We start from the raw sequence: 20,307 nt of genomic DNA on the forward strand, positions 1-20,307 counted from the left end.
CAAGCCGGAAATATTAGTACGACGCTAGGCTCCGGCCCCGCGAGCAGCCGCCCGGGAGGGCCGTCCGGGTGAGGCGGACCTGCCCGCCCGGGGACGCTGACCTGCCGGTCTTCACGGCGGACGAGAGATGCCCCACACACCGTCAGGGGACGGTCACAGCGGGCGATCCGTGCGGACCGTCAACTGCCGCCGCCCGCCGCGAACTCCGCGACGAGGTCCCGCAGCGGCTGTGCCGCCTGCTCGGGGCCCAGCCGGGTGTCGATGCCCAGGACCCTGATCGTCCCCAGGTGCCCGCGCGGCCCGTCGACGCGCACGGTCCGGCTCGTCGCGTCCTGCGGAGAGGGGTGGACGAGCACGGCGAGGGGGGCGTCGGACGTCGTGTACCCCGCGATGTAGGTGAGGAGCTGATGACGGTTCCCGGCGCTCAGCCGCCTGCCGTCGTACCCGATGTACTTGGCGTCGACGGGCAGAAAACGCTCCCGCGGATCCTCGAACCGCAGCAGGACGTCCGGCTCGAAGGGCTTGCGGTACGGGCCCGCCTCGTCCCGCGTCCTGATGGCGCGCCCGCCCGTGACGGTCACGCTCCGCCCGCCGCACTCGGCCGGCGCCCGCGCCGCCATCCGCTCCACGACCAGTTGCCACAGCCGGTCCATCCACAGCAGCAGGCTCCCCGACGGCAGACCCCGGTCGCTCAGCAGGTCGGTGACCCCACCACCGCCCAGCACCAACCGCGCCCACGTGTGGGCGTTGCGGTAGCGGGAGTTGAGCCGGGTGTAGCGGGCGCGGGCCAGCAGCCGGGACGCCGCCACCCCGGGCCGTGGCCGGGGGAAGTGCCCGGCCGTCTCCCGCAGGGCCCGGGCCAGCGCCGGGTCCGCGGCCAGCGGTATCGCCGCGTGCAGCGCCGCCGAGCAGACCAGGTTCTCCCAGGTCTCCGCGCGCCGCTCGAAGGTCCGCACATGGAGCCGGTCCACGGCGCCGTACCGCCGCGACAGCTGCGCCCGCAGGTCCAGTTGCCCCCGCAGCACCGGCTGCACCTGCTCCGTGCGGAGGTAGTCGCGGCGCAGCCCCTCCTGGAGCAGCGCCCGGCACTCGGTGAGCAGGGCGTGCGGGACGACGGCCGCGTAACCGGCCCGGCCCGTCAGCCACTTCCTGGGCGTGGGATCGTGCGGCACGGGGATGCCGCGGGCGTAACAGAGCCAGGACATCAGCCGGGCACCGGAGATGGCCATCTTCGGCGTGACGATCAGACGCACGCGCTCCAGCCGGAGGATCCCGACCGTGGAGACGGCCTCCAGCTGCCAGCCGGTGCGGGTCTCGCGCAGCACGAGCCGTCGGCCGGCCACGAGCGGAGCGAGCACCCGCCGGTCGGCCTCGGTCAGTTCGTCGCGTGCGAGGAAGACGGACCGGTGCTCCTCGACGGGCACGTCCCTGGGCCCCCGAGGGCGTTCACCGCTCGACGGCATCGTCCGGCTCCGTGAACTCGGCCGCCAGCTTCCTGGGCAGGTCCTGCGCCGGGACACGGGCGATGCGGCCGGACTCCGGGTCGACGAGGTCGCCCAGAACCGCCCGCAACGGCTCTGGCCGGCCCATCCCGTGGTCCTCGATCTGCGGCACGATGTCGTGGTAGAAGACCGCGGCGAGTTCTTCCTCCGTGCTCACGGGCCGGTCCTCCCGCAGCAGGAAGGCCTGACCGATCTGGTGGTCGGGGCCGAACTCGCGGACCAGCCGCGTGTTCAGTCCGGCGAGGAACGCGGCGAGGTCCAGCGCGCCCACGGAACCCTCGACCGCGTCCAGGTCCGGTGGCACCTCCAGGAACGCGAAGCGCCGCCGGATCGCCGCGTCCAGATGGCCCACACTGCGGTCCGCGGTGTTCATCGTGCCGATGATCCGGACGTTGTGCGGAACGGCGACCTGCCGTCCGCTGATGGGCAGGGTCACCGGGATCGCCCGCTTGTCGGTCTCCAGCAGTGTGACGAGCTCGCCCAGGACGCGCGGCAGGTCGCCCCGGTTGATCTCGTCGATGATCAGCAGGAACGTCTGGTCGGGCCGCTTCCAGGCCGCCGCGCAGATCCGCAGGAAGATCCCCGCGCGCCACTTGAGGTTCAGCCCCGCCTGGTCGGAGTCCGCATCGGGCTTGTATCCCTCGACGAAGTCCTCGTAGCCGTACGACGGATGGAAGGTGACCAGGGAGAGCTCCGTCACCTCGAAGGCCCCGGGGGCGGGAAGCAGTCCCGCCACGGCGGCCGCGCGTTCGGCGGGCGGTGCGTCGATGGCGTCGGCCCGCCCGGCCAGCGCCAGCGCGGCACTCAGGGCCAGCCTGGTCTTGCCGGTGCCGGGCGGACCGAACAGGATCACCTGGCCCTTGTGCCTCAGCGCGTCGAGCACGTCCTGGACCGCGCCGGGAGCCTCCGCCGGCAGCGGGGCCGCGGCCTCGCGCGCGTCCCGGATGCGCCGCAGGAGCTTCTCGGGGACCTTCGCGAACGTCGGCTGCCAGGCGTTCTCGGGCGACGGGAAGACCTGGGCGTAGCTCTCGTCCCAGGCGACGGGAACCGTGTGCCGGTACTCGGCGTACGACTTGTCATAGGTGTAGCCGCCGCTGACCTCGCCGAGCGCGAGCACCTCCGACTTGCCGCGGTTGGCGACGACGACGTCCCCCGGTTCGAGGTCGCGGTAGGCCAGCAGCTGCCGGGCCAGCCGCAGGTTCCCGCCCGCCGACTGCGGCCAGAGGCCGTCCAGCGCCTGTTTGAGTTCCGTGTCGCTCTCGTAGTCGCCGAGATCGCCGACCTCGTCCCAGCCGACCCGGATGTGCCGCCCCTCCCGGCACTCCTCCCACAGGCGGGCGCCCGGCCCCGGGGCGATCTTCCAGACGTCCCGGCGCCGGGGCTTCGGCGAGAACGCGCCGTACAGGAAACGCATGACCTCCACGGGGTGCCAGCCCTCGAACTCCGGCCGGCCGCGCACGAGAGCGAGCAGATCCCGGTTGGCCTGCCAGGAGCGGACGTTCCCGTAGGCCTGGTGCCCGGTGCCGCCCAGCAGGTCGGTGAAGTGGCGGAGGTGGGAGGCCGAGTAGATGGGCAGGAAGGCGTCCGGGAAGTAGGCGGCCAGGGCCTTGGTGACCAGCGCCTGCCCGTAGGACAGGACATGGAGGTCGTCGAGGGCGCGGAAGTCCCCGCTGCCCGCTGCGGCGAACGCGGCGACGAACTCCCCGCGCACCTCCTCCCACGCCTCCTGCGGGCTCGCGTACTGCAGCGGCCCCGGCAGGCGCCACTCACCGCTGCGCCTGCTCCGGTAGATGATGTGCTTCGCCGCGCTGCCCCCGCGCATGCTGCCGAGCGCGTCCGTCCCGTACTCCATCAGCCAGCAGAACGGGGGGCCGTCTCCGAGGTCGTCGGGCGTGCCGAGCGCGTACCGGTGCAGGGGCAGACGGGGCCAGTGTTCGAGCGGGAATCGCTCGACGACCTTGAGCCGGTCCTGTTCGGCACGCGCCAGTGCCTCCGAGACCACGCTCCGGTCGAACTCCCGCGCCGTCGCTTCCACACGCTTCTCGTCCGCCACCGGGCCATGATCCACCCAGGCGGCGCGGCGGGGGGCGGAAACGCGAAGGACCCCTGCTTTCGCAGGGGTCCTCACTGGTGTCCGAGGGGGGACTTGAACCCCCACGCCCGATAAAGGGCACTAGCACCTCAAGCTAGCGCGTCTGCCATTCCGCCACCCGGACAAGGTGTCTGTCGTGCGGGAGATTCCTCTCGGCGGGGTTTCCCTCGCGGCGACGAAGGAAACATTACCAGGCTTTCGGGGGTGGCTGATCACACCCCGCCCCCGGACCGGTCGCGCATGAACGGCGTGTGACGGGCCGGGACCGGTCTTGGGCGGCGGGCGGGGGAGAGGGAGGATGAGGAGGACCACCAGCAGCGACAGCGCGGGAGGAAGCACGTGAGCGAGACGGACACGGCCAGGGGCGTCACCGGCGAGGACGAGGTCGTGGACCTCTGCCGCGAGCTGATCCGGTTCGACACCAGCAACTACGGCGACCACTCCGGCCCCGGCGAGCGCCAGGCCGCCGAGTGGGCCGCCGAGAAGCTCGCCGAGGTCGGGCTGGAGCCGAAGATCTACGAGTCGCACCCGGGCCGCGCCTCCACCGTGGCCCGCATCGAGGGCGAGGACCCGTCCCGGCCCGCACTGCTGATCCACGGCCACCTGGACGTCGTACCGGCCAACGCCGGCGACTGGACCCACCACCCGTTCTCCGGCGAGGTCGCCGACGGGTGCGTGTGGGGGCGCGGGGCCGTCGACATGAAGGACATGGACGCCATGACCCTCGCGGTCGTGCGCGACCGGCTCAGGAACGGGCGGCGTCCCCCGCGGGACGTCGTGGTCGCGTTCCTCGCCGACGAGGAGGCGGGCGGCACCTACGGCGCCCGGTACCTGGTCGACCACCACCCCGAGCTGTTCGAGGGCGTCACCGAGGCGATCAGCGAGGTCGGCGGCTTCTCCTTCACGGTGGACGAGCAGCGCCGGCTCTATCTGATCCAGACGGCCGAGAAGGGCATGCACTGGATGAAGCTGACCGTGGCCGGCACCGCCGGGCACGGCTCCATGATCCACCGGGACAACGCCATCACCGAGCTGTCCGAGGCCGTGGCCCGGGTCGGACGGCACAAGTTCCCGGTGCGGGTCACCAAGACCACCCGGGCCTTCCTCGACGAACTGGGCGACGCGCTCGGCACCGAGCTGGACCCGGAGGACATGGAGTCCACCCTCGCCAAGCTCGGCGGCATCGCCAAGCTGATCGGCGCGACCCTGAGCAACACCGCCAACCCCACCCAGCTGAACGCCGGCTACAAGGTCAACGTCATCCCGGGCGAGGCCACCGCGCACATCGACGGACGCTTCCTGCCGGGCCACGAGGAGGAGTTCCTCGCCGACCTCGACCGGCTGCTCGGACCCCATGTCCGCCGCGAGGACGTGCACGCCGACAAGGCGGTCGAGACCGGCTTCGACGGGGCGCTGGTGGAGGCCATGCAGTCCGCGCTGCTCGCCGAGGACCCCACGGCCAAGGCCATCCCGTACATGCTCTCCGGCGGCACGGACGCCAAGTCCTTCGACGACCTCGGCATCCGCGGCTTCGGCTTCGCCCCGCTGAAGCTGCCGCCGGAGCTGGACTTCGCCGGGATGTTCCACGGCGTGGACGAGCGGGTGCCGGTGGACGGGCTGCAGTTCGGCGTGCGCGTGCTGGACCGGTTCATCGACGCGTCGTGAGGCCCTGGGCCGAGGTATTCGGCCGAGCGTACGAGATCGCCTGGAACGGGTGAATGCGACGATCGGTTCGTAGCTTCATTAGTTCCTCCTCGTTACAGGTGATGTGACTCCGCACCTTGGGGTCGCATTGCCAACAAGGAGGAATAATGATCAAGAAGGTCGTCGCTGCTGCGGCTGCCACCGGTGGGCTGGTTCTCGCGGGCGCGGGCCTCGCCGTCGCAGACTCCGGAGCCCAGGGTGCCGCCGTGCACTCGCCGGGCGTCGTCTCCGGCAACGTCATTCAGGTGCCCGTGCACGTCCCGGTGAACGTCTGTGGCAACACGGTCAACGTGATCGGGCTCCTGAACCCCGCCTTCGGCAACACCTGCGTCAACAAGTGACGACGACCTCCTGAGGGGGGCGTCTTTTTCGAGCCGTCGGCCCCGGAGCGCGCGCCATGCGCTCCGGGGCCGACTGGTCTCTCACGCGGAGACATGAGCCGCGAGGTTCGCAAGGCAACGCAACGCAATGCCTCGCCAGGCGCAACGCATCCGCGAGGCAGGCACAGCAGGATCGAAGGCAGGGGAAACCAGAATGCGACAGGGCACCCGCAAGGGCCTGATGACGATGGCGGCCGCCACCGGTGTGATCGCCGCCGCGAGCGGCTATGCCCACGCCGACGCGGGCGCGGCCGGTGCGGCCGCCGGCTCACCCGGCGTGCTGTCCGGCAACACGGTGCAGGCACCGGTGCACGCACCGGTGAACGTCTGCGGCAACACCGTGAACGTCGTCGGGCTGCTCAACCCGGCCGCGGGCAACACATGCGCCAACCACGGCGGAGCTTCGGGGGGACACGGCGGTTCCGGTGGCGCGCACGCGAGCGGCCACACCGCCGGCTCGCCCGGCGTCGGCTCCGGCAACACCGTGCAGGCGCCGATCGACGCACCGGTGAACGTCTGCGGCAACAGCGTGAACGTCGTCGGGCTGTTCAACCCGGCCGTGGGCAACACGTGTGCCAACCACGGTGGCTCCGGCGGTTCCGGCGGCTCGCACGCGGGCGGCCACACCGGAGGCTCGCCGGGCGTCGGCTCCGGCAACACGGTGCAGGTGCCGATCGACGTCCCGGTGAACGTCTGCGGCAACAGCGTGGACGTCATCGGGGTCGGCAACGCCGCCGCGGGCAACGACTGCACCAACGGCGGCGGCGGTCACGGCAACCCGCCCGGCAAGCCGGGCCACCCGGGCCAGCCCGGTCACCCGGGTCATCCGGGCCAGCCCGGTCACCCGGGCCAGCCGGGTCAGCCCGGTCATCCGGGTCAGCCCGGTCACCCTGGTCAACCGGGACATCCCGGTCACCCGGGAACCCCCACCACCCCGCCCGGCAAGGGTGGTCACACGCCCCAGGGGCCCCATGGGTCCACCCATGTCACGCAGCACGGCGGTCGCTCCACCCAGCCGCTGACCAACGCGCAGCTGGCGCACACCGGCAGCGAACTGCCGCTGGACCTCGTGCTGCCGGTCGGCGCGGGCGCGCTGCTCGCGGGCGCGGTGCTCTACCGCAAGGCCCGTGCCTCGGCGTAGCCGGCACGGCCGAGCGCGCGGTGCGGTGACGCACACAGCGCGGTGAACGGAGCGGGCCCCGCCATGTCGGACGGGGCCCGCTCCGGTTCAGATCGCCGACCTCACCACGTGGCACGCACCTGGCGGATGATCCGCCGGCGCAACCGCACCTTGCGGCTGCCGTCGCGCAGCAGGCTCAGTCGGTCCAACTCCCAGTGTCCGTACTCGGCATGGTCCGTCAGCAGGCGTGTGGCCTCCTTGCGGGACACCCCGCGAGGCACGTACACGTCGACAAATTCGTATTCCGGCATCGCATCTATTGTGCGGGCTGGGGCCCGGTACGGATAGCGTCTGCACTATGTCTGATGCTGCGCAGCCCACCGCTGCCGAGGTACGCGCCGCCGCCGAGGCGATCAAGACCGCGCTCGACCGTCATCTGGCGGCGGTCGAACGCAGGTCGGGTGAGGACGACCCCGCCGTCCTGGAGGCGTTCAACCAGCTGGCCGCGGCCGCCGAGGTGTACGACGAGCTGCTCTACGACCGCTACGACGAGGTCACGCCCTTCGAGATCCCCGGTGCGGAGGAGCTGCCGCCGTACGCGGGTCCCGAGGAACCCCACGCGATCAGCGTGCTGATCCGCCGCGACTACGCCGTGGCGGAACCCCAGCGGCTGCTGGCGCAGGCCCAGCGGGTCGAGGCGGCGGAGTACTCGGCCGCCGGCGGACTGGCCGAGGACGCCGGCGGCACGGTTCCCGGGGCACTGGGCATCCTGTTCGGGGAGTTCGAACCGGACGAGATCGCCTCCCGGCACAAGGAGTTCGGCCTGGAGGAGGGCGACTCCACGCTCTGGGTCACCGCGACGGACGAGGCGCCCGAGGCCGGGGAATGGCTGGAGACGCCGTTCGAGCACGTCGATCCGCAGCAGATCGTGTGCCGGTTCGACGTCAGCGCCGTCTTCGACGAAGAGGACGACGAGGGCGACGAGGACGAAGAAGGCGCAGGGGACGACGAGGGCGACGGCGAGGAAGCGGACGAGGACGAGGATCTCGAGTTCGTCGAGGACGAGGCTCTGGAGCCGCTGGACTCCGACAAGTGAGCGGAGCCCGGCGGCGCCGCGGGGCCTGAGCCCGGTACGGCACCGCCGGATTCCGCCGTCGTGGCCGAGCGCCGCCCTGGCGGAGCTGGCGCACGTGGCTGGTCGGCGGGCTGCGGAGAGCTACGCCGGCACCTGCGTGCGCAGCAGCGTCTGCAAGCGGGTCGTCCGGGGCTTGGCCGGGGCTTCCGCCACCGCCTTCGGCAGGGCCTGTTCCACCCCGTGGACCACGGACAGGTGCCGCTCCGCCCGGCCGAACGCCGTGTACACCCAGGGTCTGCTGAGCGCCTGCGCCGCGTCGCCGGGCAGCACCACGACCGCCGCCGGCCAGCGGGTGCCCACCGCCTGGTGCGCGGTCAGCGCCCAGCCGTGCCGTACGGCGCCCTCCACCCGCTCGCGCGGCACGACGACCGGGGCCCCCGCGCACGTCAGGTGCAGCCCCTCCGCGTCGGCGTGCACGACCACGCCCGGCACCGTGCGGCCCGGAGCGGGGGAGTAGGCGATCCGGTCGCCGGGGTCGAAGCCGCCGAAGCGGCCCGGACCGGGGTTCAGGCGTTCCTTCAGAGCGGAGTTGAGGGCACGGGTGCCCGCGGCGCCGCCGTGCCCCGGCGTGATCACCACCGTCTGGTCGGCCGGGACGCCGATCGCCCGCGGCACCGAGTCCGCGACCAGCTGGACCGTGCGGTGCACGGCCTCGCCCGGGTCCCGCACCGGGACGATGACGATCTCCTTGCCGGGGGCGGCGACCTGGTTCAGCTCGCCGATGCCGATGCCGGAGACCAGCTCGCCGATCGGGCCCGGGTCGGGGACACGGGAGGCGATCTGCGGGCAGACGCGGGCGGCGAGCAGGTCGGCGAAAACCCGCCCCGGACCGGCCGACCACAGCACCGCAGGGTCACCGCTGAGCAGCAGCCGGGCCCCGTCGGGCAGCGACTCCACCAGCATCGCGGCGCTCTCCACGTCGAGCTGCGGGGCGTCCAGCACGATCAGCAGGTCCAGCTCCAGCGCGCCGTCCGCGTCGCGGCCCGGTCCCTCGGCGCCGGACAGCAGACCGGCAACCGTGCCCACGCCCTGCTCCGCCGCCTCGCCGCCCGGCAGCGCGGCGAAGCGGCGGCGTCCGTCGGGCGTGTGGCAGACGCCGAACACCCGCAGGCCCGCCGTACGCGCGGCGGCGAGCAGCGCGGCCGGCTCGGCGCGGGCCGCCTCCCCGCCGGTGTGCAGCACCACCCCGTGCCCGGCGACCGCGCGTACCAGCTCGGCGGCCCCGCCGGACACCGCGTCGGCGGCCGTCCGCCAGGCCTGCTCGGTCTCCTTGGACAACGAGTTGACCAGCCGGGCCAGACCGTCGGCGAGGCTCTCCTCGGCCAGCGCGTACCGCTCCAGGCCGACGAGGACGCGGACCGGCCGCTCCTGCTCGCCCTCTTCCTCCTCCGCCGCCGGGGGTGCGGCGACTCCCGGCTGCTCCTCCAGGGCGTCCTGGAACGCCAGGGCCTCGCCCTCCGCGAGCGTGTCCTGCACCGCCGCGTCCGGGTCCGGCACGCTCTGCCGGCCGAGCGCCGCGATGAGCGCGGGCAGGTCCAGCGCGGTGTGCCCGGCCAGCGCCGCCTGCTCCAGCAGCCACACCGTGACCGCACGGCCGCGCCGCTCGTCGCCCGGGCCGCAGGCGGCGCCGAGCAGCGCGCGTGCGAAGCCGTCGGCCTGGTCGGGCCGTACACCGCTGATCCGCAGCAACTGCCAGGGATCCTCGCGCAGTGCCGCGTCGGCGCCCTCGCCGAGCGCCGCGGCCACCTGCGCGGCCAGGGCCTCGGGTGCACCGCCCTCGGCCAGCACCCGGCGGACGCGCTCCACGGACTCCGGCGCCGGGGCGGCGGTCGCGGCGACGGCCGGGGCGGGCTCGGGCTGCGGCCGGCGGACGGGCTCCGGCGCCGGGCGGCGCGGCGCCGGCGCGGGCTCGGCGAAGGCCGTGGTCACCGGTTTCTCGCCGCTCTCCACGGCCCGCACCGCCGCGAGCAGGTCGGCCGCCTTGCCGCTGAGCTTCGTGCCGCTCCGGATCGGGCCGGTCTTCTCGGCCTTGCGCCGCTCGATCCGCTCCCGCTCCAGCCGCTGCGCGGCCAACTCGGCCTCCGCCTCGGACAACCGGGCCGCGTCCTCGCCCTGGCCGTCCGCGTCTCCGCCGTCACCGCTCCCGTCGCGCGAGCCTCCGACACCGCTTCCGTCGGTGCCGTCGCCACCCCTGGCGCCGCCGGTGCCCTGGCCGCCCTCCGCGCTGCTGTCGCCGTCCGCCTCGCCACCCTCGGCGCCGCCGTCACCGTCCGTGTCTGCGGTCCCGCTCACGCCGTCCGTGCCCCCGCCTTCGCCGCCGGGGCCGGTGGCACGGCCTTCCTCGGGCGCGGTGTCCCGGTCCGGGGTCCCGGGTGTGTCCGGCGTCCCCGGCCCGGCGTCCTCCGTGGTCTCCGGCTCCGTGCTCACAGCGTGCTCCAGTCGTGATCGGGATAGCGGTGCACGGGCGCCGACACATCGTCCAGCGCCCGGCAGATCTCGTCAGGAAGACTAAGGGCCTCCACTGACAATGCCGCCGTGAGCTGCTGCGCGGTGCGCGCGCCGACGATCGGTGCGGCCACGCCGGGCCGGTCCCGGACCCAGGCGAGGGCGACCTGCAGCGGGGTGACGGCGAGCCCGTCGGCGGCGGTCGTCACCGCGTCCACGATGCGGGTCGCCGTGTCGTCCAGGTACGGCTCCACGAACGGGGCCAGGTGCTCGGAGGCGCCGCGCGAGTCCGGGGGAGTGGTGTGCCGGTACTTGCCGGTCAGGACCCCCCGGCCGAGCGGGGAGGAGGGCAGCAGACCCACGCCGAGGTCCAGCGCGGCGGGCAGCACCTCCCGCTCCACGCCCCGCTGCAGCAGCGAGTACTCCAACTGCGTGCTGGCCAGCCGGGTGCGGGTGCCGGGCGCCGCGAGCTGCCAGGTGGCGGCCTTGGCGAGCTGCCAGCCGCAGAAGTTGGAGACGCCGGCGTAGCGGGCGCGGCCGCTGCTCACCGCTATGTCGAGGGCCTGGAGCGTCTCCTCCAGCGGGGTGTCGGGGTCGTAGGCGTGGACGTGCCACACGTCGACGTGGTCCGTGCCCAGGCGGGCCAGGGAGGCGTCGAGCGCGGCGAGCAGATGGCCACGGGAGCCGTCGAAGCGGCGGTCCGGGTCGGGCACGCTGCCCGCCTTGGTGGAGATCACCAGGTCCCGGCGCGGCACCAGGCCCTCCATCAGCCGCCCGAGCAGATACTCCGCCTCCCCGTCGCCGTAGACGTCCGCGGTGTCGACGAGGCTTCCGCCGGCTTCCCAGAACGCCTTCAGCATGTCCGCGGCGTCGTGCTCGTCGGTGTCCCGGCCCCAGGTGAGGGTGCCGAGTCCGATCCGGGACACGCGCAGGCCGGTACGGCCGAGATGCCTCTGCTCCATGCGGGCGAGATTACTGGCCAGAACCGGTGCGGTGGGTTGCCTGTGGATAACGGGGCCGGCTGCCCGGTGCCCTGTGCCGCGGGCGGCCGGGGGCGGGTTCCGCTCGCGCGGCCGCGCGGATACTGACCCGACCCTCATCCCCGCGCTAAGGTCACCCCCACAGGGACGTTACTCACGGGTAAGGGGATGCGCGCATGCAGCTCGGGATCAACCTCGGCTACTGGGGTGCCGGAATGGACGGCGACAATCTGGCCGTGGCGCAGGAGGCCGACCGGCTGGGCTTCTCCGTGTGCTGGGCCGCCGAGGCGTACGGCTCCGACGCGGCGACGGTCCTGTCCTGGGTCGCCGCGCAGACCGAGCGCATCGACGTCGGCTCGGCCATCTTCCAGATCCCGGCCCGCCAGCCCGCGATGACCGCGATGACGGCGGCCACCCTGGACTCCCTCTCCGGCGGCCGCTTCCGGCTCGGCCTCGGCGTCTCCGGGCCGCAGGTCTCCGAGGGCTGGTACGGCGTCAAGTTCGACAAGCCGCTGGCCCGCACCCGTGAGTACGTGGAGATCGTGCGCAGGGCCATGACGCGGGAGCGGCTCACGTACGAGGGCGCGCACTGGACGCTGCCGCTGCCCGGCGGCCCGGGCAAGCCGATCAAGCTGACCGTGCACCCGCAGCGCGAGCACATCCCGCTGTACATCGCCGCGATCGGCCCGAAGAACCTGGAGCAGACCGGCGAGATCGCCGACGGCGCCCTGCTGATCTTCCCCGCCGCCGACCACCTTGAGGACACCACCCTGAAGTACCTGCGCGCGGGCCGCGAGAAGGCGGGCAAGACCCTCGACGGGTTCGACGTGTGCCCGACCCTGCCGCTGGCCGTCGGCGACGACAAGGACGTGGCCCGCCTCGCGGACACCTTCCGCCCCTACACCGCGCTGTACGTCGGCGGCATGGGCAGCGCCAAGCAGAACTTCTACAACCAGCTCGCCCAGCGCATGGGCTACGAGAAGGAAGCCGCCGAGATCCAGCAGAAGTACCTGGCCGGCGACAAGCAGGCCGCCGCGGCCGCGATCCCGCAGGACCTCATCGACAAGACGACGCTGCTGGGGTCCGTGGACCGGATCGCCGACCGGATGAAGGCCTACGCCGCCGCCGGTGTCACCACGCTCAGCCTGGCCCCGGCAGGCTTCACGCTGGAGGAGCGGATCGCCTCCCTGCGGGCCGGCAGCGAGGCCCTGGAGCGCGCCGGTCTGGCGTAGGGGAGTTCAGCGGCCGTGGTGGGGGCTCGGGGGGTCTTCCCCGCCACGGCCGTCACCGGTTACAACGCGGCGGGCGCCGCGCGGTTACGACCCCGGCGCTCCTTCTTTCCCTCGTACGGCCGAGCCGGCCGACCCGTTCGGCCGATGCTTTCGACACCCGTGTTGCGTCTCCTTTCCGCCCGCATTTGACTTCTTCTTTGCGGAATGCTGCGGAATGCCGGGAAGCGTGCGGAGAGGTGGCGTCCATGGTGTCGGCCAGGAGTGTGTTCCAGGAGATCCTCGACAACGACGAGTCGTTCCGGCTCTTCTGTTCCATAGCCGCCGGCGGGGAGTCCCAGGGCGGCTGGGAGAACGGGCGGATCGCCGCGTTGGTCCCGCAGAGCGAACGCGCGCTCGCCCCGAAGATCGCCCGCCACGGCGCCGACGAGGACAAGCATGGACGCATCTTCACCGCCCTGCTGAAGAAGCGCGGGCTCACCCCCGTCGCCGTACCGCCCGAGACCGACTACACGATGCTCCTGGAGCGGCACGGCATCGGTCTCGCCCACGACAGGCTCCGGCGCGACGAACCGCTCACCGCGGAGGACATCGTCGTCTACCTCGCGCACAGCCGGGTCACCGAACAGCGCGCCGCCGACCAGATGCTGGTGCTCCTGCGGCACTTCGCCGACCACCCCGGCATCGGCAGGGCCGTACGCGTGATCTCCCACGACGAGGACAACCACCTCGCCTACACCCACGAGGAACTGCTGCGGTTCGCCGCCGCCGGGCACGGCCGGCTGATCCAGCGCACCCTGCGCGCGTGCGCCCTCGCCGAGATCCGCGTCCACCGGGACGTCAGCCTCGCCGTCATGGCCCGCATGGGCCGCATCCTGGGCTGGTCCGGGGCGAAGTGCGCCCTGCTCGCGGCCGGTATCCACGCGGTGTACGCCTATGAGCGCCTCGGCGGCTGGCGGCGCATGGTCGGCCTCCGCATGCCCCGCCGCCGCGACGCCCTCGGCGGTCCCGCCACCCCCGCCCACGAGTTCGCCTGAGCCCCGTGGACCCGTGCCCGCGTGAGCCCTGAACCCGTGAAAGGGCCTCACAGCCAGTCGCGCCGCTTGAACAGCCGGTACAGCAGCACCTCCAGGGCGGCCATCACGAGGATCACCGCCGGATACGACCACAGCCAGTGCAGCTCCGGCATGTGGTCGAAGTTCATGCCGTAGATTCCCGCGATCATCGTGGGGACCGCGGCCATCGCCGCCCACGCCGAGATCTTCCGCATGTCGTCGTTCTGCCGCACGCTGATCTGCGCCAGATGCGCCGACAGGACGTCCGACACCAGCCGGTCAAGGGCTTCCACGGACTCGTTCACGCGCGTCAGGTGGTCTCCCACGTCCCGGAAGAACGGGCGTGCCTTGTCGCGCACGAACGGCACCCCGCCACCGGTCTGCCCCGTGCCCGCCAGCCGGCTCAGGGGCAGCGCCAACGGGCCGGTGGCCCGGCGGAACTCCAGGATCTGCCGTTTGAATCCGTAGATCCGGGACGCGGTGCCCCGCGAGCCGCCGCCATCCGGGCGGAACACCTCCGCCTCCAGCTCCTCCAGATCGGTGCCCAGCTCCGTCGCCACCTCCAGATAGTGGTCGACGACAGCGTCGCAGACCGCGTACAGCACGGCGGTCGGGCCCTTGTCGAGCATCTCCGGCTCCTCCTCCAGCCGGCGCCGCACGGCGGCCAGCGGAGAGCCCTCGCCATGGCGAACGGTGACCACGAAGCAGTCGCCGATGAAGACCATGATCTCGCCGGTCGAGACGGTGTCGCCCTCCGGCTCGTACACGACCGGCTTCAGCACCATGAACAGCGAGTCGTCGTACACCTCCAGCTTGGGCCGCTGGTGCGCCTTGAGGGCGTCCTCGACCGCCAGCGGATGCAGCCCGAACTCCTGCGTGACCAGTCCGAACTCCCGCTCGGACGGCTCGTGCAGACCGATCCAGACGAACCCGCCGGCCGCCCGCGCCTCGCTGAGCGCGTCGGACAGGTCCTCCGGGCCCTCGGTGCGGTGCCCATGCCGGTAAATCGCACAGTCGACGATCACGGAGCACATTCTCCCTTCGGCCGGTCACTGGTGCAGGCGCTGATACGCCTACCCTGGGCCGCATGCCCACGCTGATCCTCGTCAGGCACGGACGTTCCACCGCCAACACTTCCGGGATGCTCGCCGGCTGGACGCCGGGCGTCGCCCTGGACGAGCGCGGCGCGGCCCAGGCCGCCGCGCTGCCCGGACGGCTCGCCGCCCTGCCGCTCTCCGAGGTCGTCACCAGTCCCCTGCAGCGCTGCCAGGAGACGGTACGGCCGCTGCTTGAGGCCCGCCCGGGCCTGCGCGCCCACACCGACGAGCGGATCGGGGAGTGCCACTACGGCGACTGGTCCGGCCGCAAGCTGGCCGAGCTGAAGGACGAGCCGCTGATGGAGGTCGTCCAGGCCCACCCGTCGGCCGCCGCTTTCCCCGGCGGCGAGTCCATGCGCGCCATGCAGACCCGCGCCGCCGAGGCCGTACGCGAGTGGAACGCGCGCGTGGAGCGCGACCACGGCGCCGACGCCGTCTACCTCATGTGCTCCCACGGTGACATCATCAAGTCCCTGGTCGCCGACGCCCTCGGCCTCCACCTCGATCTCTTCCAGCGGATCTCCGTGGAGCCGTGTTCCGTCACCGCGATCCGCTACACCCGTCTGCGGCCGTTCCTCGTTCGCCTCGGGGACACCGGGGATTTCGCTTCGCTCGCCCCCCGCGAGGAACCTGGTGAGGGCGACGCACCGGTCGGGGGTGGTGCGGGCGCACCGTGATCGTCGGCCGCAGTAGGGTGAAGCGATCCACACACTCGCCCCTCCGCACCGGTCCGCACCGCTGCAACCCCCGAACCCTCTCCCCCCTCTCACTCTCAATGGAGACAGGACGTGTCCCGTCAGGTGTTCCTCTACGACCCGCCGGACCGCTTCGTGGCCGGCACGGTCGGACTGCCCGGGCGCCGTACGTTCTTCCTCCAGGCCACCGCAGGCCCCCGGGTGACCAGCGTGGCTCTGGAGAAGACCCAGGTGGCCGCGCTCGCCGAGCGCATGGACGAACTGCTCGACGAGGTCGTGCGGCGGAGTGGCGGCAGCGCCGCCGTCCCCGCCGTGGCGCCTTCCGAGATCGCCGACTCCGCCCCCCTGGAGACCCCCATCGAGGAGGAGTTCCGCGTCGGCACCATGGCCCTGGCCTGGGACGGCGAGGAACAGCGCATGATCGTGGAGGCGCAGGCTCTCGTGGAGCTGGACGCCGACACCGAGGAAGACCTCGCCGAGGCCGAGGAGCGGCTGCTCCAGGACGAGGAGAACGGGCCCCCGATGCTGCGGGTCCGGCTGACCGGCGCGCAGGCCCGGGCCTTCGCCAAGCGCGCCCTCGACGTCGTCAACGCCGGGCGGCCGCCGTGCCCGCTGTGCAGCCTCCCGCTCGATCCGGAAGGACACGTATGTCCGCGCCAGAACGGATACCGCCGAGGGGCGTGACGCTCCCCGACACGGCCGCCGCCGAGCTGCTCGCGCGGGGCGAGCTGACCGTGCGCGGCCGGATCCGCGAGGCGTCCAACGCCGCGCTGTTCTGCACCGTCGCCCTCGACGGCCGGGAAGCGTCCTGCATCTACAAGCCGGTGGCCGGGGAACGGCCGCTGTGGGACTTCCCCGACGGCACCCTGGCCGGCCGCGAGGTGGCCGCCTACGAGGTCTCCGAGGCCACCGGCTGGGGGCTCGTCCCGCCCACCGTGCTGCGCGACGGGCCGTACGGCGAGGGCATGTGCCAGCTGTGGATCGACGCCCAGGCCGACGCGGAGCTGCTCGCCCTGGTCGACGCCGAGGAACCGGAGCCCGGCTGGAAGGCGATCGGCCTCGCCGACGTCGGCGGGGGCCGCACCGCGCTCCTCGTGCACGCGGACGACGAGCGGCTGCGGCGGCTCGCCGTCCTGGACGCGGTGATCAACAACGCCGACCGCAAGGGCGGCCATCTGCTGCCCACGCCCGACGGGCGGCTCTACGCCATCGATCACGGCGTCACCTTCAACGTCGAGAACAAGCTGCGCACCCTGCTGTGGGGCTGGGCCGGGGAACCCCTGACCGCCGAGGCCGTCGAGGTCCTCGAAGGACTGCGCGACGCCCTCGGCGGGCCGCTGGGCGAGCGGCTGGCCGGACTGATCACCCCGGCCGAGACGGACGCCACGCGCGCGCGTGTCGACACCCTGCTCAGTACGCCCGTGCACCCGGAGCCGGGCGGGGAGTGGCCGGCCATCCCCTGGCCGCCGGTATGAGCACCGGGAGCACATCAGGCGCCGAGACGCAAGAGGGCCCATCCGGCCATCCAGCGCGATCCCGTTCGTATACGCAGCTCGTGGCCGGTTAGGCTCATGTACATGCATGCCTGGCCCGCTTCCGAGGTCCCCGCCCTGCCTGGTCAGGGCCGCGACCTGAGGATCCACGACACCGCGACCGGCGGTCCGGTCACCCTCGACCCCGGTCCCGTCGCCCGAATCTACGTCTGCGGCATCACCCCGTACGACGCGACCCACATGGGGCACGCGGCGACCTACAACGCGTTCGACCTGGTTCAGCGCGTGTGGCTCGACACCAAGCGGCAGGTCCACTACGTCCAGAACGTCACCGACGTCGACGATCCGCTGCTGGAGCGCGCGGAGCGGGACGGCGTCGACTGGGTCGCCCTCGCCGAGCAGCAGACGGCCCTCTTCCGCGAGGACATGACCGCCCTGCGGCTGCTCCCGCCCCAGCACTACATAGGCGCCGTCGAGGCGATACCCGGCATCGTCCCGCTCGTGGAGCGGCTGCGCGACCTCGGCGCCGCCTACGAGCTGGAGGGCGACATCTACTTCTCCGTCGAGTCCGACCCGAACTTCGGCAGGGTCTCGAACCTCGACGCGGCCGCCATGCGGCTGTTGTCGGCCGAGCGCGGCGGCGACCCGGACCGCCCGGGCAAGAAGAACCCGCTGGACCCGATGCTGTGGATGGCGGCCCGTGAGGGCGAGCCCAGCTGGGACGGCGGCACCCTCGGCCGGGGCCGCCCCGGCTGGCACATCGAATGCGTGGCCATCGCCCTCGACCACCTCGGCATGGGCTTCGACGTCCAGGGCGGCGGCTCCGACCTGGCCTTCCCGCACCACGAGATGGGCGCCTCGCACGCCCAGGTACTCACCGGCGCGTTCCCCATGGCCAAGGCCTACGTCCACGCCGGCATGGTCGCCCTGCACGGCGAGAAGATGTCCAAGTCCAAGGGCAACCTGGTCTTCGTCTCGAAGCTGCGCCGCGACGGCGTCGACCCGGCCGCCATCCGTCTCGCGCTGCTGGCCCACCACTACCGCGCCGACTGGGAGTGGACCGACCAGGTCCTGCAGGACGCCGTGGCCCGCCTCGGCCGCTGGCGTTCGGCCGTCTCCCGCCCCGACGGCCCGTCCGCCGACGCGCTGGTGGAGGAGATCCGCGAGGCCCTCTCCAACGACCTGGACGCCCCCGCCGCACTCGCGGCCGTGGACCGCTGGGCGGCCCGGCAGGAGCAGGAGGGCGGCACCGACACCGGCGCCCCGGGCCTGGTCACACGGGCGGTGGACGCGCTGCTCGGGGTGGCTCTCTAAGCACCCTGGGGGAAGCGCCCGACAGGGGCGCGGGGCTGTGGGGACATGCGGCTCCGCCGCGTGGGCGCGACGAGCCACGACGGGCCGTCGGACGCGCGACGGCATGTCCCGGCCTCTGGGAGCGCATCGACGACGAGAAGCACGTCCCGGCCCCCCGGAGCGCATCCGAGACGAAAGAAGGGGCGGTCCCCCGCACGGGAACCGCCCCTTCGCCGTACCGCAGTCGTGCCCTCAGTCCTCCGAGCCGTCCTCGTCATCCTCCCTGGGCCCCCCGCCACCGGCCGGAGGCCTCTGCTTACCGCCCGGAGGGCCTACGTCCCGGCGCCGCAGATACCGCTCGAACTCGCGGGCGATCGCCTCGCCCGAGGCCTCCGGCAGCTCGGCGGTGTCCCGGGCCTCCTCCAGCGTCTGGACGTACTCGGCGACCTCGCTGTCCTCCGCGGCCAGCTGGTCCACGCCGACCTGCCAGGCCCGCGCGTCCTCCGGCAGCTCGCCCTGCGGGATCCGCAGGTCCAGCAGATCCTCCAGACGGTTGAGCAGCGCCAGCGTGGCCTTCGGGTTGGGCGGCTGCGAGACGTAGTGCGGTACGGCCGCCCACAGGGACACCGCCGGGACGCCGGCGTGCGCGCACGCCTCCTGCAGGACGCCGACGATGCCCGTCGGGCCCTCGTACTTGGTCTCCTCCAGATCCATGCGCTGCGCCAGGTCCGCGTCGGACGTCACCCCGCTGACCGGCACCGGACGCGTGTGCGGGGTGTCACCGAGCAGAGCGCCCAGGATGACCACCAGCTCCACGCCCAGCTCGTGCGCGAAGCCGAGCAGCTCGTTGCAGAACGAGCGCCAGCGCATGGACGGTTCGATGCCGCGGACCAGCACCAGATCGCGCGGCTTGTCGCCGCCGACGCGGACCACCGACAGCCGGGTCGTCGGCCACGTGATCTTGCGCACCCCGCCGTCCATGAACACGGTGGGCCGGTTCACCTGGAAGTCGTAGTAGTCTTCGGCGTCCAGCGCCGCGAACACCTCGCCCTTGAACTCGCGTTCCAGATGCGCGACCGCCGTGGAGGCGGCGTCGCCGGCATCGTTCCAGCCCTCGAACGCGGCCACCATGACTGGGTCGATCAGCTCGGGAACCCCCTCCAGCTCGATCACCCAGTGCCTCCTTCCGACGTGCCCTCGCTTGACTCACCAACCTTACGGCGTCCGGCGGGGGCGCCCGCAGCCCCCTTGCGTGGGGGAGTGAACGCATCACTGCCCCGTTCGCCACCCTGGAACACCCCGCGTCAACGGGGAGCGGGGGCCGCCCGGCACAGGGGTTTCACAGAGTGCTGCGCAGCCATTGCTCGACGCTCGCGATGTGCACGGTCGCCCAGGAGCGGGCCGCCTCCGCGTCCCGGTCGCGCAGCGCGGCGAGGATCGCCCGGTGCTCGCGCAGGGTCCGCCCGACGGCGTCCTCCTGGGTGAGGCCCCGCCAGATCCGGGCCCGCGTGGTCGGCCCCGACAGTCCGTCCAGCAGCGAGCACAGCACCGAGTTGCCCGCGATGCCCACGATGCCGCGATGGAACTCCAGGTCGGCGGCGACCAGCTCCTCCACCGAGGGTTCCTCCCCGAGGGCTTCCAACTGGGCGGACAGCGCGTCCAGTTGCTGCTCGCTGATCCTGAACGCCGCCATCGCCGTCGCGGCCGGTTCCAGGATCCGGCGCACCGCCAGGAACTCCAGCACGGTGTCGTCGCGGTGGAAGTCCACGACGAAGCTGAGCGCCTCCAGCAGCAGTTGCGGATCGAGGCTGGTGACATAGGTGCCGTCGCCCTGCCGCACATCCAGGATCCGGATCAGCGACAGCGCCCGTACGGCCTCCCGCAGCGAGTTCCGCGACAGCCCCAGCTCGGCGGCCAGCTCGCTCTCCTTGGGCAGCCGGTCCCCGGGCCGCAGCGCACCGGAGACGATCATGCCCTTGATCTTCTCGATCGCCTCATCGGTGACTGCCATGACCGGCCTCCTGTCGCCCGCCCCGAAGCCTCAGACATCGGATGTCTCTGCCCCATTATGCGGGCTGGACGGCCCG

The 20,307-nt window shown here is 72.7% G+C and carries 18 protein-coding genes and 1 tRNA gene; 10 read left to right on the top strand and 9 right to left on the bottom strand.

Annotated elements, in window-relative coordinates:
* Positions 1-179: 179 nt before the first annotated feature.
* The 3 genes from IE244_RS16165 to IE244_RS16175 form a co-directional block, all read right to left on the bottom strand.
* Positions 180-1,463 (bottom strand): McrC family protein, encoded by a 1,284-nt coding sequence (locus IE244_RS16165; RefSeq protein WP_191874227.1) that lies wholly within the window; start codon positions 1,461-1,463, stop codon positions 180-182.
* Positions 1,447-3,555, bottom strand: a complete 2,109-nt coding sequence (locus IE244_RS16170; RefSeq protein ID WP_191874228.1) for a DUF8426 domain-containing protein — start codon at positions 3,553-3,555, stop codon at positions 1,447-1,449. The genes IE244_RS16165 and IE244_RS16170 overlap by 17 nt, the downstream gene beginning before the upstream one ends.
* A 75-nt stretch (positions 3,556-3,630) precedes the next feature.
* Positions 3,631-3,718 (bottom strand) — tRNA-Leu (locus IE244_RS16175).
* 215 nt (positions 3,719-3,933) lie between these two features.
* Between IE244_RS16175 and IE244_RS16180 the strand changes: the two genes are divergently transcribed.
* From IE244_RS16180 to IE244_RS42985, 3 genes are all read left to right on the top strand, one after another.
* Complete coding sequence (locus tag IE244_RS16180) at positions 3,934-5,259, top strand: M20/M25/M40 family metallo-hydrolase (protein ID WP_191874229.1); 1,326 nt, start codon at positions 3,934-3,936, stop codon at positions 5,257-5,259.
* A 146-nt stretch (positions 5,260-5,405) separates the two neighbouring features.
* Positions 5,406-5,639: a chaplin ChpH gene (gene chpH / locus IE244_RS16185; protein WP_031162172.1), complete on the top strand. Its 234-nt coding sequence runs from the start codon at positions 5,406-5,408 to the stop codon at positions 5,637-5,639.
* A 193-nt stretch (positions 5,640-5,832) separates the two neighbouring features.
* Positions 5,833-6,819 (top strand): chaplin family protein, encoded by a 987-nt coding sequence (locus IE244_RS42985; RefSeq protein WP_191874230.1) that lies wholly within the window; start codon positions 5,833-5,835, stop codon positions 6,817-6,819.
* Positions 6,820-6,920: 101 nt separating this feature from the next.
* Here IE244_RS42985 and IE244_RS16195 read toward each other — a convergent pair whose 3' ends face one another.
* Positions 6,921-7,109, bottom strand: coding sequence for a DUF5703 family protein (locus tag IE244_RS16195; protein ID WP_043407302.1), 189 nt, complete (start codon positions 7,107-7,109; stop codon positions 6,921-6,923).
* Between the two features lie 47 nt (positions 7,110-7,156).
* Between IE244_RS16195 and IE244_RS16200 the strand changes: the two genes are divergently transcribed.
* On the top strand, positions 7,157-7,894 hold the full coding sequence (locus tag IE244_RS16200) for a hypothetical protein (RefSeq protein WP_191874231.1): 738 nt from the start codon (positions 7,157-7,159) through the stop codon (positions 7,892-7,894).
* A 120-nt stretch (positions 7,895-8,014) separates the two neighbouring features.
* Here the strand turns inward: IE244_RS16200 and IE244_RS16205 are convergent, their stop codons facing one another.
* Positions 8,015-10,360 carry a helix-hairpin-helix domain-containing protein gene (locus IE244_RS16205; RefSeq protein ID WP_191874232.1) on the bottom strand — a complete coding sequence of 782 codons (2,346 nt, stop codon included), beginning with the start codon at positions 10,358-10,360 and terminating at the stop codon, positions 8,015-8,017.
* A complete protein-coding gene (locus IE244_RS16210; protein ID WP_191874233.1) occupies positions 10,357-11,340 on the bottom strand; it encodes an aldo/keto reductase in 984 nt (327 codons plus the stop codon). The genes IE244_RS16205 and IE244_RS16210 overlap by 4 nt, the downstream gene beginning before the upstream one ends.
* Positions 11,341-11,534: 194 nt before the next feature.
* On the opposite strand from IE244_RS16210, the gene IE244_RS16215 reads away from it, so the two are divergent.
* Together IE244_RS16215 and IE244_RS16220 are read left to right on the top strand one after the other, a co-directional pair.
* Positions 11,535-12,590: an LLM class F420-dependent oxidoreductase gene (locus IE244_RS16215; protein WP_191874234.1), complete on the top strand. Its 1,056-nt coding sequence runs from the start codon at positions 11,535-11,537 to the stop codon at positions 12,588-12,590.
* A 245-nt stretch (positions 12,591-12,835) separates the two neighbouring features.
* On the top strand, positions 12,836-13,624 hold the full coding sequence (locus IE244_RS16220) for a ferritin-like domain-containing protein (protein WP_191874235.1): 789 nt from the start codon (positions 12,836-12,838) through the stop codon (positions 13,622-13,624).
* Between the two features lie 47 nt (positions 13,625-13,671).
* On the opposite strand, the gene corA is transcribed toward IE244_RS16220, so the two are convergent.
* Positions 13,672-14,667: a magnesium/cobalt transporter CorA gene (gene corA, locus IE244_RS16225; protein WP_191874236.1), complete on the bottom strand. Its 996-nt coding sequence runs from the start codon at positions 14,665-14,667 to the stop codon at positions 13,672-13,674.
* A 62-nt stretch (positions 14,668-14,729) separates the two neighbouring features.
* Between corA and IE244_RS16230 the strand changes: the two genes are divergently transcribed.
* From IE244_RS16230 to mshC, 4 genes are all read left to right on the top strand, one after another.
* The gene (locus tag IE244_RS16230; protein WP_191874237.1) at positions 14,730-15,416 is read left to right on the top strand and encodes a histidine phosphatase family protein; all 687 of its coding nucleotides are present in this window, start codon (positions 14,730-14,732) and stop codon (positions 15,414-15,416) included.
* A 111-nt stretch (positions 15,417-15,527) separates the two neighbouring features.
* Positions 15,528-16,118, top strand: a complete 591-nt coding sequence (locus tag IE244_RS16235) for a DUF3090 domain-containing protein (RefSeq protein WP_191874238.1) — start codon at positions 15,528-15,530, stop codon at positions 16,116-16,118.
* Complete coding sequence (locus tag IE244_RS16240; RefSeq protein ID WP_191874239.1) at positions 16,082-16,909, top strand: SCO1664 family protein; 828 nt, start codon at positions 16,082-16,084, stop codon at positions 16,907-16,909. Before IE244_RS16235 ends, IE244_RS16240 begins: the two co-directional genes overlap by 37 nt.
* A gap of 102 nt (positions 16,910-17,011) precedes the next feature.
* Positions 17,012-18,241, top strand: a complete 1,230-nt coding sequence (gene mshC, locus IE244_RS16245; RefSeq protein WP_191874240.1) for a cysteine--1-D-myo-inosityl 2-amino-2-deoxy-alpha-D-glucopyranoside ligase — start codon at positions 17,012-17,014, stop codon at positions 18,239-18,241.
* Between the two features lie 231 nt (positions 18,242-18,472).
* Here the strand turns inward: mshC and IE244_RS16250 are convergent, their stop codons facing one another.
* Positions 18,473-19,393 (bottom strand): PAC2 family protein, encoded by a 921-nt coding sequence (locus IE244_RS16250; protein ID WP_031162144.1) that lies wholly within the window; start codon positions 19,391-19,393, stop codon positions 18,473-18,475.
* A 166-nt stretch (positions 19,394-19,559) separates the two neighbouring features.
* Positions 19,560-20,231: a FadR/GntR family transcriptional regulator gene (locus IE244_RS16255; RefSeq protein ID WP_191874241.1), complete on the bottom strand. Its 672-nt coding sequence runs from the start codon at positions 20,229-20,231 to the stop codon at positions 19,560-19,562.
* Positions 20,232-20,307: the final 76 nt, after the last annotated feature.

It is taken from the genome of Streptomyces filipinensis (genome assembly GCF_014649495.1).
Classification (GTDB): Bacteria; Actinomycetota; Actinomycetes; order Streptomycetales; family Streptomycetaceae; genus Streptomyces; species Streptomyces filipinensis.

Excerpts from the sequence above, each read along its gene's own strand:
- IE244_RS16255 (WP_191874241.1), bottom strand. The coding sequence starts at position 20,231 with ATGGCAGTCACCGATGAGGCGATCGAGAAGATCAAGGGCATGATCGTC.
- chpH (WP_031162172.1), top strand. The coding sequence starts at position 5,406 with ATGATCAAGAAGGTCGTCGCTGCTGCGGCTGCCACCGGTGGGCTGGTT.
- IE244_RS42985 (WP_191874230.1), top strand. The coding sequence starts at position 5,833 with ATGCGACAGGGCACCCGCAAGGGCCTGATGACGATGGCGGCCGCCACC.
- IE244_RS16230 (WP_191874237.1), top strand. The coding sequence starts at position 14,730 with ATGCCCACGCTGATCCTCGTCAGGCACGGACGTTCCACCGCCAACACT.
- mshC (WP_191874240.1), top strand. The coding sequence starts at position 17,012 with ATGCATGCCTGGCCCGCTTCCGAGGTCCCCGCCCTGCCTGGTCAGGGC.
- IE244_RS16240 (WP_191874239.1), top strand. The coding sequence starts at position 16,082 with ATGTCCGCGCCAGAACGGATACCGCCGAGGGGCGTGACGCTCCCCGAC.
- IE244_RS16165 (WP_191874227.1), bottom strand. The coding sequence starts at position 1,463 with ATGCCGTCGAGCGGTGAACGCCCTCGGGGGCCCAGGGACGTGCCCGTC.
- IE244_RS16220 (WP_191874235.1), top strand. The coding sequence starts at position 12,836 with ATGGTGTCGGCCAGGAGTGTGTTCCAGGAGATCCTCGACAACGACGAG.
- IE244_RS16195 (WP_043407302.1), bottom strand. The coding sequence starts at position 7,109 with ATGCCGGAATACGAATTTGTCGACGTGTACGTGCCTCGCGGGGTGTCC.
- IE244_RS16215 (WP_191874234.1), top strand. The coding sequence starts at position 11,535 with ATGCAGCTCGGGATCAACCTCGGCTACTGGGGTGCCGGAATGGACGGC.
- IE244_RS16200 (WP_191874231.1), top strand. The coding sequence starts at position 7,157 with ATGTCTGATGCTGCGCAGCCCACCGCTGCCGAGGTACGCGCCGCCGCC.
- IE244_RS16210 (WP_191874233.1), bottom strand. The coding sequence starts at position 11,340 with ATGGAGCAGAGGCATCTCGGCCGTACCGGCCTGCGCGTGTCCCGGATC.